The 16002-nt window shown below is 57.5% G+C and carries 11 protein-coding genes; 7 read left to right on the top strand and 4 right to left on the bottom strand.

What is annotated here, in order from left to right:
- Position 1 precedes the first annotated feature (1 nt).
- Positions 2-532: a hypothetical protein gene (locus O4G22_RS02125; protein WP_094137440.1), complete on the top strand. Its 531-nt coding sequence runs from the start codon at positions 2-4 to the stop codon at positions 530-532.
- A gap of 331 nt (positions 533-863) precedes the next feature.
- Here the strand turns inward: O4G22_RS02125 and O4G22_RS02120 are convergent, their stop codons facing one another.
- A complete protein-coding gene (locus O4G22_RS02120; RefSeq protein ID WP_306702039.1) occupies positions 864-2861 on the bottom strand; it encodes a beta-N-acetylhexosaminidase in 1998 nt (665 codons plus the stop codon).
- A gap of 223 nt (positions 2862-3084) precedes the next feature.
- On the opposite strand from O4G22_RS02120, the gene O4G22_RS02115 reads away from it, so the two are divergent.
- The 4 genes from O4G22_RS02115 (at position 3085) to O4G22_RS02100 (ending at position 8444) form a co-directional block, all read left to right on the top strand.
- Positions 3085-3870: a hypothetical protein gene (locus tag O4G22_RS02115; protein WP_306702037.1), complete on the top strand. Its 786-nt coding sequence runs from the start codon at positions 3085-3087 to the stop codon at positions 3868-3870.
- Between the two features lie 167 nt (positions 3871-4037).
- The gene (locus O4G22_RS02110) at positions 4038-5825 is read left to right on the top strand and encodes a chloride channel protein (RefSeq protein ID WP_306702036.1); all 1788 of its coding nucleotides are present in this window, start codon (positions 4038-4040) and stop codon (positions 5823-5825) included.
- Positions 5826-6021: 196 nt separating this feature from the next.
- The gene (locus O4G22_RS02105; protein ID WP_094137444.1) at positions 6022-7548 is read left to right on the top strand and encodes a sigma-54 interaction domain-containing protein; all 1527 of its coding nucleotides are present in this window, start codon (positions 6022-6024) and stop codon (positions 7546-7548) included.
- The gene (locus tag O4G22_RS02100; RefSeq protein ID WP_306702035.1) at positions 7545-8444 is read left to right on the top strand and encodes a squalene/phytoene synthase family protein; all 900 of its coding nucleotides are present in this window, start codon (positions 7545-7547) and stop codon (positions 8442-8444) included. Before O4G22_RS02105 ends, O4G22_RS02100 begins: the two co-directional genes overlap by 4 nt.
- A gap of 1 nt (position 8445) precedes the next feature.
- Here O4G22_RS02100 and O4G22_RS02095 read toward each other — a convergent pair whose 3' ends face one another.
- The 3 genes from O4G22_RS02095 to O4G22_RS02085 all read right to left on the bottom strand — a co-directional run bounded on the left by O4G22_RS02095 (position 8446) and on the right by O4G22_RS02085 (position 11519).
- The gene (locus O4G22_RS02095) at positions 8446-10017 is read right to left on the bottom strand and encodes a glycoside hydrolase family 75 protein (protein WP_306713915.1); all 1572 of its coding nucleotides are present in this window, start codon (positions 10015-10017) and stop codon (positions 8446-8448) included.
- A complete protein-coding gene (locus O4G22_RS02090; protein ID WP_306702033.1) occupies positions 10014-10859 on the bottom strand; it encodes an SDR family NAD(P)-dependent oxidoreductase in 846 nt (281 codons plus the stop codon). Before O4G22_RS02090 ends, O4G22_RS02095 begins: the two co-directional genes overlap by 4 nt.
- Positions 10860-11096: 237 nt before the next feature.
- Positions 11097-11519, bottom strand: a complete 423-nt coding sequence (locus tag O4G22_RS02085; protein WP_012419416.1) for a DUF6941 family protein — start codon at positions 11517-11519, stop codon at positions 11097-11099.
- Positions 11520-11711: 192 nt separating this feature from the next.
- Here O4G22_RS02085 and O4G22_RS02080 point away from each other — a divergent pair, with 192 nt between their 5' ends.
- On the top strand, positions 11712-15248 hold the full coding sequence (locus O4G22_RS02080; protein ID WP_306702032.1) for an ATP-binding cassette domain-containing protein: 3537 nt from the start codon (positions 11712-11714) through the stop codon (positions 15246-15248).
- 197 nt (positions 15249-15445) lie between these two features.
- Positions 15446-16000 carry a hypothetical protein gene (locus tag O4G22_RS02075; protein ID WP_295977628.1) on the top strand — a complete coding sequence of 185 codons (555 nt, stop codon included), beginning with the start codon at positions 15446-15448 and terminating at the stop codon, positions 15998-16000.
- Positions 16001-16002: the final 2 nt, after the last annotated feature.

Here is a 16002-nt window from a genome sequence, read left to right as displayed (position 1 = left end):
AATGAATAAAATTGCCTGTGCTATAATGGTTTCTCTCTCGGGAATCTGTCTCTTGAAAGGAGAAACAGTTCCGCAGAAAACGGAATGGAAAGGGGGACGCCTTATTTATGATGGAGTCATCATCAAAAATCAGTTCAATCTGCCTCAAAAAGGAATCAAATACCATGATGAGGATAGGTTGTCCTATGATGTCATGAACACCACCCTTGAAATGAGCACCACCCTTTCCAAAAATCCGCAATGCGGCAGGGAATGGTGTTACAAGGGAATCAGCTATATTGTTGTCAAATATTCCGGCCCGATTTCAGATCCGAGAGACGGGGGTACCATTTATTTTGAACCATACTATAACCATCATATCTGGTTTCATGAGAAAAAGCATGGGGAATGGGGGATTTTGTACTCCAAAGTCTATATTATTACCCGGATTAAAAATGCGAATATCGAGGATGTCAGAGACTATGGAATCAGCGGAGAGGACGGTAGCATCTTTTTCAAGTATGTAGAAAAAGTAGTAGATGATAATATGTGAATTTCGTTTGGTTTTCCCGGATGAAAATCATCTTCCGCCAGTTCCCGGCTATTTAGGCTCCGGAGGTCCGCAGGCGGCGACCTCCGGAGCTTTGTTGGGTCAATCCTGCTTTCGGGGCAAGCCTTTCCGGTTTAGAGGGGCAGTTTCGTGCCGCTTGATGGAAAGGTGCTGCTTCCCCGGCGGGAAAACATCCGGCGCCTTGGGATGCCGATGATACTGAAAAGCTCCTGTCCGTAAAACACGAGGCTGCGGAGGGAATACCCCGTTTGCCGGAATAAAGGGGGCCCTGTGCGAGGTCTCTGCGTTTTTTTGCGTGGGCGGGGCTGCGTTTTTATGGCGCTTCAAAATATACTGTTCCGTGGGAATCCCGGCCTCCGGCCCCTTTGAATTTGGCTTTGACCGTATAGGTTGCTCCTTGCCTGGGTTCCGGGGCATTCAGGATGTACTGGATATTTTCCTTATGGGCGCCGCTCCTGCCCGCATGGGCGTCCCGAGAGATTTCCCGGGAATTTTCATACAGGGCTACGGATTCGATTTCAATGGCGTGAGCGCCCTTGTCGTACAGCAGGGTGACGGTGTATTTGCCGGGAGCCCTGACCAGTTTGGTAACGTCAAACGAATGTTCCTGTCCGGTCAGGACGGCGGGCGTCCATGTACCGATCCTGGGCGTATTGAAAAAGTCGGACTTGTCTATTTGACTGATGATATTTCGGGCAAATTTGATTCCCATCAGGTCCATGTGTTCGCTATACGCTTTCAGGCGTTTTTTGAAATCCGGAAAATCCTTGTTGCCTGCGGGAGTCCAGCCAACCTCCGCAAAAGCGCAGACACGGGGAAACGCCTGGTAATGCAGACGTTCCGGTGTGGCAATCCATTCCGTCCATACTTGGGTACCCAGCCCCTTGACTCTGGAATGGTACTGTTCCTCCAACCCGGGAAAAACGGGTTCGAATCCGTATGCCTTTTGCAGGGGAATGCTGCCGTAGCTGTAATCCAAATAGGTGGAGGTATGGAGGGAATTGATGACGTCATGTCCGTCCCGGATAGCGTTTTTGGCCAGGCCGGTGTTGCCCTTCCAGAACTGGATGACGGCATTGGTGTCCAGTTTGGCGCCGGCTTTTCCTCCTCCGTCCCCATTGACGTCATGTCCGTAAATTTCATTCCATCCCATCATGCGGCGCCCTTTTTGGGCAATAATGCCGGACATGCGGTTGGTGAAATACATTTGGACGTCTGCATAATTCTTCATGCCGTTTTTTTTCATGAATTCCTCAATTTCCGGAACGCCCTTCCATTGCTTGTCATAGCGCACCTCATCCCCGCCTATATGAATGATTTTGCCGGGGAAGAGCGCCGCGATTTCATCCAGAACATCGGACAGGAAGGCATAAGTTTTTTCCGAAGTGGGATCGAAGGCTGTGTTGACAATGAATGTGGTGGGCACTTCCACGGGAGTTTTCAGGCTCAGGAAGGGGTATGCTGCGGCGGCCGCGCTGGCATGGCCCGGCATTTCAATTTCCGGAACGACGGTGATATTGCGGCGGGCTGCGTATTGCACGATATCCCTGATTTGTTCCTGGGTATAAAAGCCTTCATGCGGTGTTCCGTCTGATTTGCCGCTGTTCCATGTGCCGATTTCCGATTCCCTGCGTTTGGAGCCGATTGAGGTCAGGAGCGGATACTTCTTGATTTCAATGCGCCATCCTGTGTCGTCCGTCAGGTGCCAGTGCAGAATGTTCATTTTTAGCAGAGCCATTTGGTCGATGATTTGCTTAATGGTTTTTTCACCAAAGAAGTGGCGCGCCTCATCAATCATCAGAGCCCGCCAGGAGAACCGCGGGTAGTCCGTTATGCGGAACGGAGTTTCGGAAATGTTCCACGGGACGATGGATTTATCCGCCGTCCCGTCGTGGAAAATGGCGGGCATCATCTGGACCAGGCTTTGCCCCGCATAAAAGATGCCCCTGGCATCGGCCGCGGAAAGGATGATGCCGCCAGGGGAAGATTGGATGGAGTAGGCCTCTTCTCCCCTGGCGGCCAGGGACGGGTCTTTTTTGATGATGATGCAGGCGGCTTTCTTCGACGCTTGTCCGGCCGTTTTAAGGGGAAGAGGGAGCCCTGTCCCTTCGCTGAGCATCTGCTGTAATTGCCCTGCTTGATTCAGGAAAGCCTTGTCCTGCGTTGCCGTGATGATGAAGGAATTCCGGGTGAGCCGGGCCGGACTTCCTTTGAACAAGGTGATTTCCGCAGGTTTCGGGATAATTTGTTCTTGTGAGAAAGCTGCTGGAAAGCTGGCGGACAGAACAAGTGCGGGGATAAGGAATTTCATGGACACGGTTATAGGTACAAAGGCTGCTGACACAATCTTTCATGGGGAATTTGTTTTTTTGGCTCCTGGAACTGAATATTGTTTTTTGATGCGGGTCTCATCTTCAGAAGGTATGTGTCCGGGGCGGACGCAGCGTCCGTTTGCGGCAAAAGCGGGGTGCGGGTACGCAGGATGGAGCCGCTTCCGGATACGCCATTTCAGAAAATCTCCAACCATGACCAATATGAAGAAGAAAACCGTAATTCTGTTGTCGCTGGCGGCCTGCACGGGCATGCCGGCGTGCTCCGGAGCCTGGGCGGCGGCGGTTTGCCAGGAACAGGCCTACCACCTGAAGACGGCATGTCCTCATCCCCTTTCCCTGGCCGGTCCTGCGGATGAGCGTGTTTATTTGCGCTTTCAGACGGGGTGGGCCAGCAAGTACGAGTGCGAGGGCCTGGACTTGTGGGACGGCCCTCTCTGCATGTTTGTCCCTGAAATACAGTATAAAGAGTGGGTGGGGAAAATATGGTACGGCGTTTCCACGAACCATCGGAATCATGCGGAGTTGAAATACCGGCTGGATTACGTCAGGGAACTGGGAAACTGGACGGTCATGCCCTGGTATGAGCACAGCTTTGTTTTTCCGGGAGACAAGGGAATTCCGCGTCCCGGCTTGAAAACGACTTACCATTTTTCCGACCGCTGGTTTGGCGGCGCGGATCTGTACTGGCAGTATAACAACCATACGTTCCGCGGTTATTACGTCGTATTTGCGGGGCTGCATGAGGAAATAGCGGATTGCGTGCGGGTGGACGCCGTAGTGCGCTACGGTTACAATGGAGGGTATGTAGGCCCGGTGGTACACCATGGCTCCAATGCCCTGGATTATAATCTGAGCGTTACCTTCCGTGCCACCGGACGCCTGACTGTGGAATTGTTTACCAATTACAGCCAGGCGCTGACCGTGGTAAAGCAGAAGGGGCTGGGGGATGATTTCTATTATGGCGTCAATTTAAAATATACATTCTGACTCCCGGACAGGAAGCCAGGCCCCGGCTGAGTTCCGGACGGGTCGTCAGCGTGTCCGTTGCGAATTTCCGCTGGTTCCGGAGGGTGTGGGGCAGGGAGTTTTTTTCTTCCGTATCGAACGGCGGGGGACATTTTTTTGTCACAACGGAATAGTATTTCTCTCTTTTCATGAATACTCCGTCCCCCCAGTCTCAGCCGCCGGATTCCGTCTGGTACGGATGGATTTTGAAACTGTTCCATCATTGGAAAGTGGGGGAAAGGCAGGTCACCTATGTATGGGCCGTGCTCGTCGGGATGGTGGGCTCCTGCATGTCTCTGTTTTTTGAGTGGATGGTGGAAGTAATCCAATGGATGCTCACAGGCATCTGGTCGGATTCCCGCGTAGGCACTTTTTCCCTGGTGGAGCCGGAATGGCGCATGTTTATTCCGGTGGCGGGCGGCCTGGTGGCCGGCAGCATCCTGCTGTTCCTGAAGAAGAGGATGCCGGGGCAGGCTACGGAATACATGGAGGCCATGTCCATCGGAAACGGGCTGATCAAGTTCCGTGCCTCCGCCCTGAAAGTCTTTTCCGCGGCATGGAGCATCGCTTCCGGGGCTGCCATCGGCAAGGAAGGGCCAATCATCCAGTCTTCCGCTCTGATCGCGTCTAATGTGGGGCAGCGCCTGCACGTATCCATTCCGCGGCTCCGGCTACTGGTGGGCTGCGGGGCGGCGGCCGGGTTCACGACGGCGTTCCATGCCCCTTTTTCCGGTTGCCTGTTCGTGAGTGAAATCATCATCGGCACCGTGAGCATGGATATTCTGGCGCCACTGCTCATCGCCTCCTGTACCGGATTCGTGATGCTGCATCTGCTGGGGGATCCCTCTCCCCTGTACAGTTCTCCGTTTGAAAGCTTTACTGTCTTTTCCCAGTCTCTCTGGTGCATTGCCCTGGGGGCGGCGGCTGCCGTGGCGGCCAGGGGATGGGTCAGTTTGCTGGATGCGGCCGCCAGATATTTGAATGGCCGCCAATCCCTTCTGCCGCTGCGTCTGGCGGCCGCCGGGCTGGTCGTGGGGATTCTGGCTGTTTTTTATCCGGAAGTGGTGGGCAATGGTCAGGCTCTCATTACCGGGCTGGTTCATGAGGATTACGGCACGCGGGAGGCGCTCATCCTGCTTCTGGTAAAGGTGTCTGCCGTGGCGGTGGTGTTTGGCTGCGGTACGGTGGGGGGAGCCATGACGCCCACTTTATACGTGGGTAGCATGGTGGGGTTTATTTTCAGTACGGTTCTGACGTCCCTGGGAATGGAGGGCAACCATACGGTGGCGTATGCGATGGTGGGGATGGCTTCCTTTTTCGCCGTGGCGGCCCAGGCCCCCCTGACGGCCCTGGTGATGGTGGTGGAGTTTTCCATGAGCGGGCAAATGATTTATCCCCTGCTGATCGGTGTCGTAAGCGCTTATGGCACGGGAAAGCTGATTCGCGCGCGTTCCATGTATGCCGCCAGTCTGGCCGGCAGCCCGGCGTCCGTCGTCAACCTGCCCATGGCGCAGGTCTATGTGCATGACCTGGCGCGGCACGTAGTGCCCCAGGTAGCTCCGGACGCATCCCTGGATGACGTTTCCTCCCTGATGCTGCGGAACCCCGGAGACCTGGTTTTTGTGGTGAATAAAGATGGGATTTATGAAGGGGCCATTTATCCGGAGGATTTTCTGGAGGTTCGCCGGCAGATGGAGGTGCAGAAAGAGGGAACTCCTCCCGATGCGGGGGCTCTGGTTCGTACGGGCGCTCCCGTGCTGGATGCCGGCACCCATCTGACGGATGCTTTGAAGCTGTTTGAACAAACCCACCTACCCGCCTTTCCCGTAGTCTGGAAGAATACCGGGAGGCTGGACGGCGTGCTGTACCGCAACGCGTTGTTTCAGGTTATTACGGAGATGATGAAGCGGGAGTCCGGCGGAGACGTGGGCATGTAAAATGAGACGAAGCAAGGGTTGAGTATTACAATTTTGTAAAATTTTTTGATTTCCGTTCGTAACATTACCAAAATTAAGCACCAGGATGTTATCCGTATTTCCCGCGTTGTTTTTTTGCCCGGCTGCATGGCGGTGAAAGAAAAAGTAGTTGGTATGGCGGGGGCGTGCGGTTAATATTCGCCCAGCCCCGGATTGCATGAATGAAGTAAACAGGTCACCGGATTTGGAGATGGTCGTGCTGAAGGAAATCAGCTCCGCTATTGTCAATGAACGCAATGGCACGGCTTTGCTCCGGCATATCCTGGACGTGCTTTACCGCCGCATGAAGATGCTGCGCGGCACATTTACCATCCGCCGCGGGAACGATTTGATGATTGAAGCCTCCCACGGACTGGACGAGCAGGAAATGAAACGCGGCCATTACCATGTGGGGGAAGGCATTACGGGGCATGTGGCGGAAACGGGAAGGCCCCATGTGATTGAGGACATTTCCCGTGATCCCAGGTTCCTGAACCGTACCCGCACGCGCAAAAGCGGTGAAAGAGCAGCGTTCATCTGCGTTCCCATCATTCATTTGCAGCAGGTCATCGGCACGTTGAGCATTGACCGTGCCGTGGACCGGGATACCGATCTGGAGCGGGACCAGAAACTGCTGGAAATTGTGGGCAATATCGTTGGGGATGCTCTGGCTGCCAGCCTCCAGGCGCATGAGGAACGCGCCGCCCTGGTGGCGGAAAATGAGAAACTCCGGGAGCTTCTGACGACTAATCCGGGAGAGTTGATCGGCAATTGCAGCACCATGCTCCAGGTGTATGAACAGATCCGCCAGGTGGCGCCCAGCGATGCCACGGTGCTGATTCGGGGAAGTTCCGGAACGGGGAAGGAGCTGGTGGCGCGCGCCGTGGTGAACCTGAGCGGCAGAAAGGATAAGCCGCTGGTGACGCTGAATTGTGCGGCCATGCCGGAGAACCTGCTGGAAAGCGAGCTGTTCGGCCATGAAAAGGGTTCTTTTACCGGAGCCACCAGCCGCCGCATCGGCCGTGCGGAGGCGGCGGACGGCGGCACCCTGTTTCTGGATGAAATCGGGGATTTAAGCCTCCAGATGCAGGTGAAGCTGCTGCGTTTTCTCCAGGAAAAAACTTTTTCCCGCGTGGGAAGCAACAGGGAGCTTCATGCAGATGTGCGCTTCATCGCCGCCACCAGCCGCAATCTGGAGGAATTGATGGCGGAGAACAAGTTCCGGGAAGACCTGTATTACCGGTTGAACATTTTCCCCATCGTCATGCCGGATCTGTCCAAACGCAAGGGGGATGTCATGCTGCTGGCGGAACACTTTCTTTCCAAGTTCAATTTGAAATACGGGAAGGACATCAAGCGGCTGTCCACTCCCGCCATCAACATGCTCATGGCTTACCACTGGCCCGGCAATGTGCGGGAGCTGGAAAACTGCATGGAACGTGCCGTCATTACGGCGCAGGACGACTGCATTTACGGCTACAACCTTCCCGCCTCCCTCCAAATGCCCAGCCATGACGCTCCTTATTCCCGTGACGGGGAGGCTCCCGCTGATTTGCCGACCATGGTGGACTCCTTTGAACGGGAATTGATTGTGGCCGCATTGAAACGTTCTCCGGGCAATATGTCCGCCGCGGCCCGGGAACTGGGCATTTCCCCGCGGGTACTCCACTATAAAATGCACAGGCTGGGCCTGCAGAAATCATGAAAGGCCTTGATCAGCTTCTATCGGCCGTCTCCCGGTCCTTCTACCTGAGCATGCGCTTCCTGCCCCGGGAAATGCGTTCCGGCGTGGCCGTGGGCTATTTGCTGGCGCGCGCCACGGATACGGTGGCGGATGCCGTGGATATGGACTGCCGGGAACGCCTGGCGCTTTTGAGGATGATGGGGGAGACGGTGGCTGGCTCCTCTTCCAGGGAGGATGCCGCCACCTGCTTTGGCCGTCTGGGCGTTCTTTCCACAGTCCAGCCGCACCGGGGGGAGGCGGAACTGCTGGCCCGTTTCCCCGAATGCCTGGCTCTGCTGGAAAACCTTTCCCCGCATGAACGGGAGCTGGTGCGGCAGGTGCTGGCCTCCATCGTGGAAGGGCAGGCGTGGGATCTGGAGTATTTTGAAAGCCATGCCGCCGTCTCATGCCCGGAACAGCTGGAGCGCTATACTTATATGGTGGCCGGCTGCGTAGGGGAATTTTGGACCAGGCTGGGCCTGTTGGCGCTGGGCCCGGGCTTCAGCACGCAGCCGGAGGAGCAGCTTTTGCGCTGGGGCAGGCACTACGGCATGGGGCTGCAGCTGGTGAACATTCTGCGTGACCGGGAGGAAGACCTTGACCGCGGAAGAAGCTATTTGCCCGCGCCCGATGACCGTCCATGGCTGGAGCGTGCGGAACGCTGGCTGAAGGAAGGAGTATTTTACGCGGAATCTCTGCGGAATGGGCGGCTGCGTTTTTCCACCGTCCTGCCCGCCTGGCTGGGGCAGGACACGCTGGAATTGCTTCAACGGTCGGATCGGCGGCATCCGGCTTCCGGAAAGGTGAAGATTACGCGCGGAGACGTTTATTCCCGGGTGTGGAAAGCCTTTCTCTTCTCCTGGAAAGAGGCTCTGTAGTTTATGCGGCGCTTTTTGCGGCTGACGGAGCCGACGGGGCTTGCGGGGAAGCCGGGGCAATCGCAGGCTTGTTCCCGGGGGCTTCCTCCTTTTTCCGCTTATCCGCGGATGTTTCCGCTGCGCCGCCGGTTTCCGGTTTTGGGGAGGGCGGCGGCTTGGGCGCCAGCAGGTCTTCCCATTGGTGGAGCTTGAATTCCTTCCCCATGCCGCCTATTTCGTTGAGAAGTTCCCGGCATTTGTCCGTAAGTTTTTTATAGTCGGGAGGTCCTGCTTCAGGCTCTGCGGAACCGGGAAAAATCAGGTAGCTGACCTTCAGATCGGAGACGGGGCGGCTGTAGGGGCCCGCCTTGGGGTTGATTTCCCGGCTCAGGCGCAGGGAACCTTCCCCCGTTTTGTAGCGCGGTCCGGCGTCTCCCACCAGGGCCGGGTACAGCTTGTCTCCTACGATGACGACGGCATAGTCCCCGAACTGCGGGGAGAAAGGGGAGGATTGATTGACGACTCCCAGCGGAACGACGATGAACGGATCATATTCCGAGATCAGGAAGCTGTATCGCTTCAGTTCCTCAATGACCCGTTCCGCATGGTCTATTTTGCGGCGCAGAGCCGTTTTTTCCGCGGCGGGAGCTTTTTCCAGCGTCTTCTTGTAGGAGGCCAGCCTCTGCTGCCAGGGTTTGAGCAGGGGATTGGGCTTGTCTGTGCGCTTTTTCCAGCGGTAGGAAGTGCTGGGCTGGTAGAAGGAGCTTTTCAGGATTTTATCCGGCATGGCGGCCAGCCGGTCTCCGTCCGAGCCGTCGGAAACAACGTCCATTTCACTTTGCAGCCAGAGAAGTTTCCTTCCCGTGTCCGGATAGGCGGTTTCCAGAATCGTCTCCGTATCGTAATAATTATGGCGGTCCAGGAGTTTGAGCAGGGAGGCCAGGTTTTTGCGGATTTCCGTCTGTTTGCGGACGTAGATCTGGCCGTAATAAGGGGAGACGCGCGCATGCCTGAACAGGGTGGTCAGGCCGGGAAGCATGGAGTCCAGTTTCGGATTGAGTTTCAGAATGTCTTCCTTTTTCGTCAATGCTTTGGGCTGCTTGACGTTCAGGGAAAGGGTCATCTGGTAATTGCTTTTGGTTTCCCTGTCCCTGGAGGCCAGGGTTCCGGGCTGGAAATTAACCTGCGTTTTCAGGTTCAGTCCGCGGGCCAGTTCATAAATATGGGTCATGGCCCCTTCCGCGGGCCTTGTGGGAAGCACGGGCGGAAATGGGGGGTACTGCACCGGGGGGAGGGCGATTGTGCGCTCCGGCGTCCATGGCGTGTACAGCCGCTCATCCTGGGGTTCCTTTCCGGAGGCGGATGGAGCAGCGGTTATTGAAGGTTCTTCCTGCCCGGGCTGTTCCGCAGGGGGGAATTCATGGGGCGGACAGGTTCCGGAGTCCGTCGGCGCCAGTTCCGGCTCCCCTTTCAGGGCGCGTATGATCTGGGCGGGATACGGCGTGAACAGGGAGGCTGCCATGGCTGCCAGGCAGATGCAGACTGCGAGCTTGAACCAGGTGAGGCGGGGTATTCCGCGGCGATGCGCTTTCATGATATTGAAGAAGGTAAGTCATTGGATGCCGGAAGAACTTTCCGGGGGCGCCTGCCCATGAAAAGGCGTATCAGCCCCAGCGGGGCGGCGGCCAGAAGCATGGCGGCCAGCCGTATTTTCATGCCGGGAAAGACCCGGGCGCGTCCGCGGACCAGGGCGCGGAGGCTGTCTTTCACGACGGTCTCGACGGACGTGTCAAAAGCGTTGCGTCCCGGCATCATATTTCCGGTGAAGCCGGGACGCCGCGCCGCTTTTCCAAAGCCTGTGGAAACCGGGCCGGGGCAGACGGCCAGCACGCGGATGCCGTGTTCGCGCAGTTCCAGACGCAGCGCTTCCGACAGGCTGGAAACATAAGCCTTGGTGGCCGCATAAACGGCAAAATCCGGAATAGGCAGGAGGGCGCCCAGGGAACTGAGGTTGATGATATCCCCTCCGTTTTTCTTCATGGCGGGGATCAGCGCATGGCACAGGCGGGTGAGGCTTTCCACATTCAGACGCAGCAAGGAACGTATTTTTTCCCAGCGGCCGTCCGCGAAATCTCCGTAATCTCCGGCTCCGGCGTTGTTGATCAGAAGGGTTTTCCCCGGAGGAAGGCCCTCCAGGCGGGAAATGAGCGTATTCAGGGAGGTTTCGTCCGCCAGGTCGCATGGAAGGACGGCGGCGTGAAGGCCGGGATGGCGTTTTTCCAGGGCGGCGGCAAGCTGGCGCAGGGCGGCTTCATTCCGGGCGATGAGCACCAGTTCCGCCGTATGGAGCGCCAGCGTTCCGGCAAACGCTTCCCCGAAGCCGGATGAGGCGCCCGTAATAATAATCCTGTCGTATTGGAGACGTGCGGTTTGCATGGCGGGTCGGAGCAGCCCGCATCATGGTCAATCCGGTGCGGAACCGCAATGAAAAAGGGGGAAGGAGGACGCAAAAAGCAAGGCCGCCCTTTTTGAGGCCGGGGCCGGGCGCTGCGGTTTCCGGGCGCATGGAACCGGAGCCGGATTGTTTCGCGCCTCCGGGCGGCCCGTCCGCTCCAATAAAAAACCGCCTGCCGGATGAACGGGAGGCGGTTTGGTGAAAGCGGGAGTATTTGCTTAGGCCTGGGCGGCTTCTTCCTGCACCTGCACCACGCGGAAGGGCACGCGGGAGGCGAGTTCGCCGTCAACCGTCAGGTCGATGGAGTAGTTGCCCGGCTTTTCAAAACGCAGGCCCTGGAAGTTCATGATCAGGTTGCGGGTGAAGAAGGAAGCCCCTTCCGGGAAAGCGGGAACCGGGAAATTGATCTTGATGGGCATGCGTTCCTTGTCCAGCGGCGTGCCGTCGGCATCAACGATGCTCAGGCCCAGTTCGTGCGTGCCTTCGTCTTCAGGGGTGAGGCAGATGCGCAGGGCGACGGCGCAGACGGGATGCACGACCGGGAACTGGCGGGCGACCAGGGAGTCAAAACCGCCCTGGATGCAGAGCTTGCCCTGGTAGTCGGCGGCGAAGTCACAAAGAGTAGAAACTAAAATATCCATGTTGTGATAATGTTGATGTATTTGGCTCGCTTTCACGCGGAAAGCATGAACATTGGACAGAACTATACTCCCTCCGGACCTATTGCAAGATAAAGCTGTAGAAAATATTGTCATTTCTCCGTGAAATTCCGGTTGCGCTTGAGATAGGGCGGGAATCCCTGTACTACTGGTTCCGGTAACGCGTTCCCGGGCATGATCCAATGGTTTTTTGACATTCCTTCCAAGCTGATTCACTGGAGGCTGAATCTGGTCAGGACGCTGGGCGCCTACGTACCGTGGCTGCGCCGTGACGACGGTTCCATGAAGGTGCATGCCGGCACGCTGGTGGACTTGTTTGCCACTATTTTGAGCGGGCGCCGCCATTTGAGCGCCCGTGATGCGGACGCTGCCCTGGATATTCTGCGCTATACTTTCCCGGAAGTGGAGCACCGCTGGCTTTCCACCCGTTTCGAGCGCTCCATGAGGGCCAATCTGACGGTGGCGGACGTTCTGGCCTCCGCCGCTTCCGGCAGGGATGAGACGGAACGCATGACGATAGCTCTGGAGGTGCTCTCCCTGCTGATCAATACGGGAGATTCCCGCATGACCGGGGAGCTGTTTGACCAGGTGACGTACGGTCTGGAACTGCCGGGCACGGCAAACCACTTGAGGCAGCTGCTGATGACGCCGGACGTGGAGGCCCAGGAACCGGCGTACAGCGTCAGTTTTTCCTCCGGCATCGGGGCGGAGGTATCCCTTCCGGAGCAGGACAAGGGCATTTCCTTCCGTCTGATCCGGTGTTCCCGCCTGGTGCTGGTGGTGAACGACGGCTCCCGCCCCATTGTGGTGCGCGGGCGCCATTTGCCGCCCGGCGGGGTGATGCCGCTGACCAACGGGCAGGTGGTGCTGTTGCCGTCCGGGCCGCTGAGCTTTGAGGACTTTTCGTTTTTTCTGAACTGCAAGCGTTCAGGCAAGCAGGAAGTATGCTATATTTCCCTGGACGGCGGTTCTCTGCAAATCAGCCGGGTGCGTTCCCGGGCCAGCGAGGTGCGCGTGAACATGGGACTGGCATGCGAGGTGGAAGTGCTGAGGCCGGAGGTGGAATTTGCGGTTGACGGGAAACGTCTGTATCCCGGTGAAAGCGTGCGCATGGCCTATTATTCCTCTTTCATGCTGGACGGGGAAGGGCCTTTCTCCATGGGAGAGGTGCAGAATTCCATGTCGGACATCGGGCGCCGCTTCCGCCTTGACCCCGGCACCCGCAAGCTGCGGGTGACCAATCTTCCGGAAAAAGCGCGCAAGGGGGACATGCTGCTGACGCCCGGGCTGGCTCCCGGTGCGGTTCTGGAGGTTTCTTTTTCCAGCGCCACCAACTCCGGCTGGCTGGAAGTGGTGGAGGCCTCCATGCCTCTGCTGCTCAATGGCCGTCTCATCCGGGGAAGGGTTGCCCTGAGAGATGGAGACGTAGTGCATCTGAACGTCTATCATGCGCTGCGCTGCCGTTTTTCCGCCGGGGTGCTGGATGAAGAATACCATGCGATCAGGACCCTCAGCGTGGAGGGGGTGACTAAGGAATTCCTGCGCTCCGGATGCGTTCTGGACAATATTGACCTGACCGTGAAACGCGGGGAAATGGTGTGCATCCTGGGGCCCAGCGGGTCCGGGAAAAGCACGCTGCTCTCCATGCTGGCCGGTCAGCTGCCGCCCACCCGGGGCTGTATCCGTTACAACAACCAGCTTCTGTACAGCGCCCCGGATCTCATACGCCCTTACATCGCTTTCATTCCCCGGGAGGATATTCTGGATGCGGCCATGAGCGTTTCCGAACACATCTCCCAGGCCACCATTATACGCCGTCCGCGGCTGAACCGGTCGGAACGCGTCAGGCGCGTGAACGCCATTTTGAAATTCCTGGGGCTGACGCACATCGCCTCCCGCCGCGTGGGCGAAATGAACGCCCGCACCATTTCCGACGGGGAGCGCACGCGCCTGAACCTGGGGCTTGACCTGGCGGGCATTGCGGACGTTTTCCTGCTGGACGAACCTATCAGCGGCCTGTCCACGTCAGATGCCAAGCTGGTCATGCAGACCATGCAGAGCATGAGCCGCGACAAAATGGTAATCGCCACCATGCACCGGCCCAGCACGGCTATTCTGAACCAGTTCCACAAAGTGCTGGTGCTGGACCACGGCGGCCAGATGGCTTACTGGGGGGACGTGCCGGGCATGATGCGGTATTTCCGGAAGGCGGCTGCGGACATGGGCATTGACGTTTCCGAGGAGGCGCGGACGGCCGGAGGCGCGGACTACGTGTTTGAAGCGCTGGAAGCCCCCCTTTCCTGGCATGACCGCCGCAGGCGGCAGCACCCCCGTCTGTGGCAGGAGCGTTTTGAAGGCTACCGGTTCCGCAATGTGATGGGGCATCATCATGAAGGGGGCGCTCCCAGGACGCTGTATGAAGGCACGCTGGAATTTCCGCCCGTGCCCAGGCGCAGCGTCATGCAGCTCTGGCGGCTTTTCCGCATTTGGGCCGTGCGCACCTTCCTGGGGCGCGTGCGAAGCCGCATGGGGTTGTACACCATGCTGCTGGAAGGTCCGGTTCTGGCCCTGCTGATTTCCGTGACCCTGCGCGCCTCTTCCAGCCCGGAATACACGTTTGCCACGGCTCTTCACATACCTTCCTACCTGTTTCTGGCGACCATTGTGGCCATGTTTTTCGGCCTGACCGGGGCGGCCAGCGAAGTGCTCAAGGATCGCGCCCTGCTCAAAAGGGAGAGCAACGCCAAGGTGTTCGTGACCGGTTATGTCCTCGCGAAGGCGCTGGTGCTGACGGGGCTTTCCGCCGTGCAGTCCGCCCTGTTCCTGTGGGTGGGGAATGCCATTCTGGAAATCCATGAAATGTTCCTGATTTACCTGGGGACGATGACGCTGACGGCTTTCGTCGGCGTAAGCCTGTCCCTGCTGGTCTCCGTCTTCGCCAGGACGGAGAGGGCGGCGCTTAACATGGTGCCTCTGCTTCTGATTCCCCAGATACTGATGGCCGGGGCCATTGTCCACTTTGATGAAATGAACCAGTTCATTCCGTGGTCCGCCCACCGTACGGACGAACATGGGCGCCTCAAGCCGGGGCGCGTGCCGCTGGTGGCGGAATTCTGTCCTCTGCGTTACTCCTTTGAAACAATGTTGGTGGATCAGGCGTCCAGGAATGTATGGGAGAGGGAGCGTGAAATCATTCAGGAGAAAGTGGATGATCTGAAGGAACGCCCTCATCTGGACGACAGGGAATTTGAAGAATTCAAGTTGCTCAAGATGGCGTTGCTCCACATTGCCGCTATTGGAGCGGATGGACCGGAACAGGCTAAAGCCGCCGTCCGGCAGGTTCGGAGGGCGGCTCTTGACGGTTCGGAAAAAAGCTACAGGCGGACCATTGCTGAATTGGAACTCCTGGGCAAGGGGCATCCGTCCGTCAAATCCTTCTACGTCAATGACCGTGTTGTGATGCTGGATGAATCCTCCGAGATTCAGCGCGTCAGCCGGGATGCCCTGGACAGGCCGGAAATTTTTCTGGCCCGCCGCCAGCCTCTGCCCTGGGAAGGCTCCGGCCAGTCCCCGGGGGATTCCGGATACAGCGCGGATGACGGAACGGTTCCCACTCCATGGAAGGATTCCCTGTTTCTGTTCCTGATGGGGACCGCCCCCCTGCTGGTCACGGGCCGCGTCCTTAAGCGCAGGCTGGAAAGGGCCGGATGACGCTTGCGGCCTGCGGGGTTTGGCGCCTGTATTTCCTCCGTAAGGCGGAAAATCCGGCGCGCGCGTCCGGGGATGGCAGCGGCCCGTAAGCCCCCCGTGCGTCCCGCAAAAAACGGAGGGACTCCTTCAAATATTCTTTTATTTATGTGTTGACGCGCCGGACGGAATCACTATCCTTGAAGAAAATCTTTTTCTTTATGTTTTCCCGATTGACGAACAGGTGCGTATTATCTTCCCTTTCCGCAGCAGCCTTGTCCTTTGGACTTTTTTCCTGCGGAGGCAGCGGCGGCAGCGGTGACGGGGAAAGCCTTCCTTCCGGCACCATGCTGGATTTGAGCGCTTCTCTTTCCACGGAAGATGGGCTGGGGCCGTGGAATATTGTCGTCAAATTGACGGGCAATGGTTCGGATCTTCCCCTGGTAAGCATTAACGCGGCAAGCAGCAGTGAAAGCGCTCCTATGAATATTGCTTCCGTAGTGTACCGCAGGACGGGATCATCCGCTATTCTGAGGGGAAACTTCACGATTACTTCCGGACAGTGGACGGCTCCGGGGCCGATTGTCGTGACAAACAGGGACAAGGCTTTTGTGGATGCGAATATTTCCTTCAACTCTTCCAATGAACGTGAAAGCTGCGGCGGGACGTTTACCGGTTCCATCACTTATCAGGTTCCCGTTGAAAATGATGAAGGTGAGGAGGAAGCGCAAAACTGGACCGCTACGGAAGGAGCGGTGAGTTACACGGTATCCTGAAG

Origin of the sequence: Akkermansia muciniphila (assembly GCF_030848305.1) — a bacterium.
Taxonomy (GTDB): domain Bacteria; phylum Verrucomicrobiota; class Verrucomicrobiia; order Verrucomicrobiales; family Akkermansiaceae; genus Akkermansia; species Akkermansia muciniphila_A.
Note: the sequence above shows the minus strand (reverse complement) of the source record. Positions and strands in the feature narration are given on the sequence as shown.

Bases quoted from the DNA above. Each gene is read 5' to 3' on its own strand.
- O4G22_RS02110 (WP_306702036.1), top strand. From the start codon at position 4,038: ATGAATACTCCGTCCCCCCAGTCTCAGCCGCCGGATTCCGTCTGGTAC.
- O4G22_RS02120 (WP_306702039.1), bottom strand. From the start codon at position 2,861: ATGAAATTCCTTATCCCCGCACTTGTTCTGTCCGCCAGCTTTCCAGCA.
- O4G22_RS02115 (WP_306702037.1), top strand. From the start codon at position 3,085: ATGAAGAAGAAAACCGTAATTCTGTTGTCGCTGGCGGCCTGCACGGGC.
- O4G22_RS02075 (WP_295977628.1), top strand. From the start codon at position 15,446: ATGTTTTCCCGATTGACGAACAGGTGCGTATTATCTTCCCTTTCCGCA.
- O4G22_RS02105 (WP_094137444.1), top strand. From the start codon at position 6,022: ATGAATGAAGTAAACAGGTCACCGGATTTGGAGATGGTCGTGCTGAAG.
- O4G22_RS02090 (WP_306702033.1), bottom strand. From the start codon at position 10,859: ATGCAAACCGCACGTCTCCAATACGACAGGATTATTATTACGGGCGCC.
- O4G22_RS02085 (WP_012419416.1), bottom strand. From the start codon at position 11,519: ATGGATATTTTAGTTTCTACTCTTTGTGACTTCGCCGCCGACTACCAG.
- O4G22_RS02080 (WP_306702032.1), top strand. From the start codon at position 11,712: ATGATCCAATGGTTTTTTGACATTCCTTCCAAGCTGATTCACTGGAGG.
- O4G22_RS02125 (WP_094137440.1), top strand. From the start codon at position 2: ATGAATAAAATTGCCTGTGCTATAATGGTTTCTCTCTCGGGAATCTGT.
- O4G22_RS02100 (WP_306702035.1), top strand. From the start codon at position 7,545: ATGAAAGGCCTTGATCAGCTTCTATCGGCCGTCTCCCGGTCCTTCTAC.
- O4G22_RS02095 (WP_306713915.1), bottom strand. From the start codon at position 10,017: ATGAAAGCGCATCGCCGCGGAATACCCCGCCTCACCTGGTTCAAGCTC.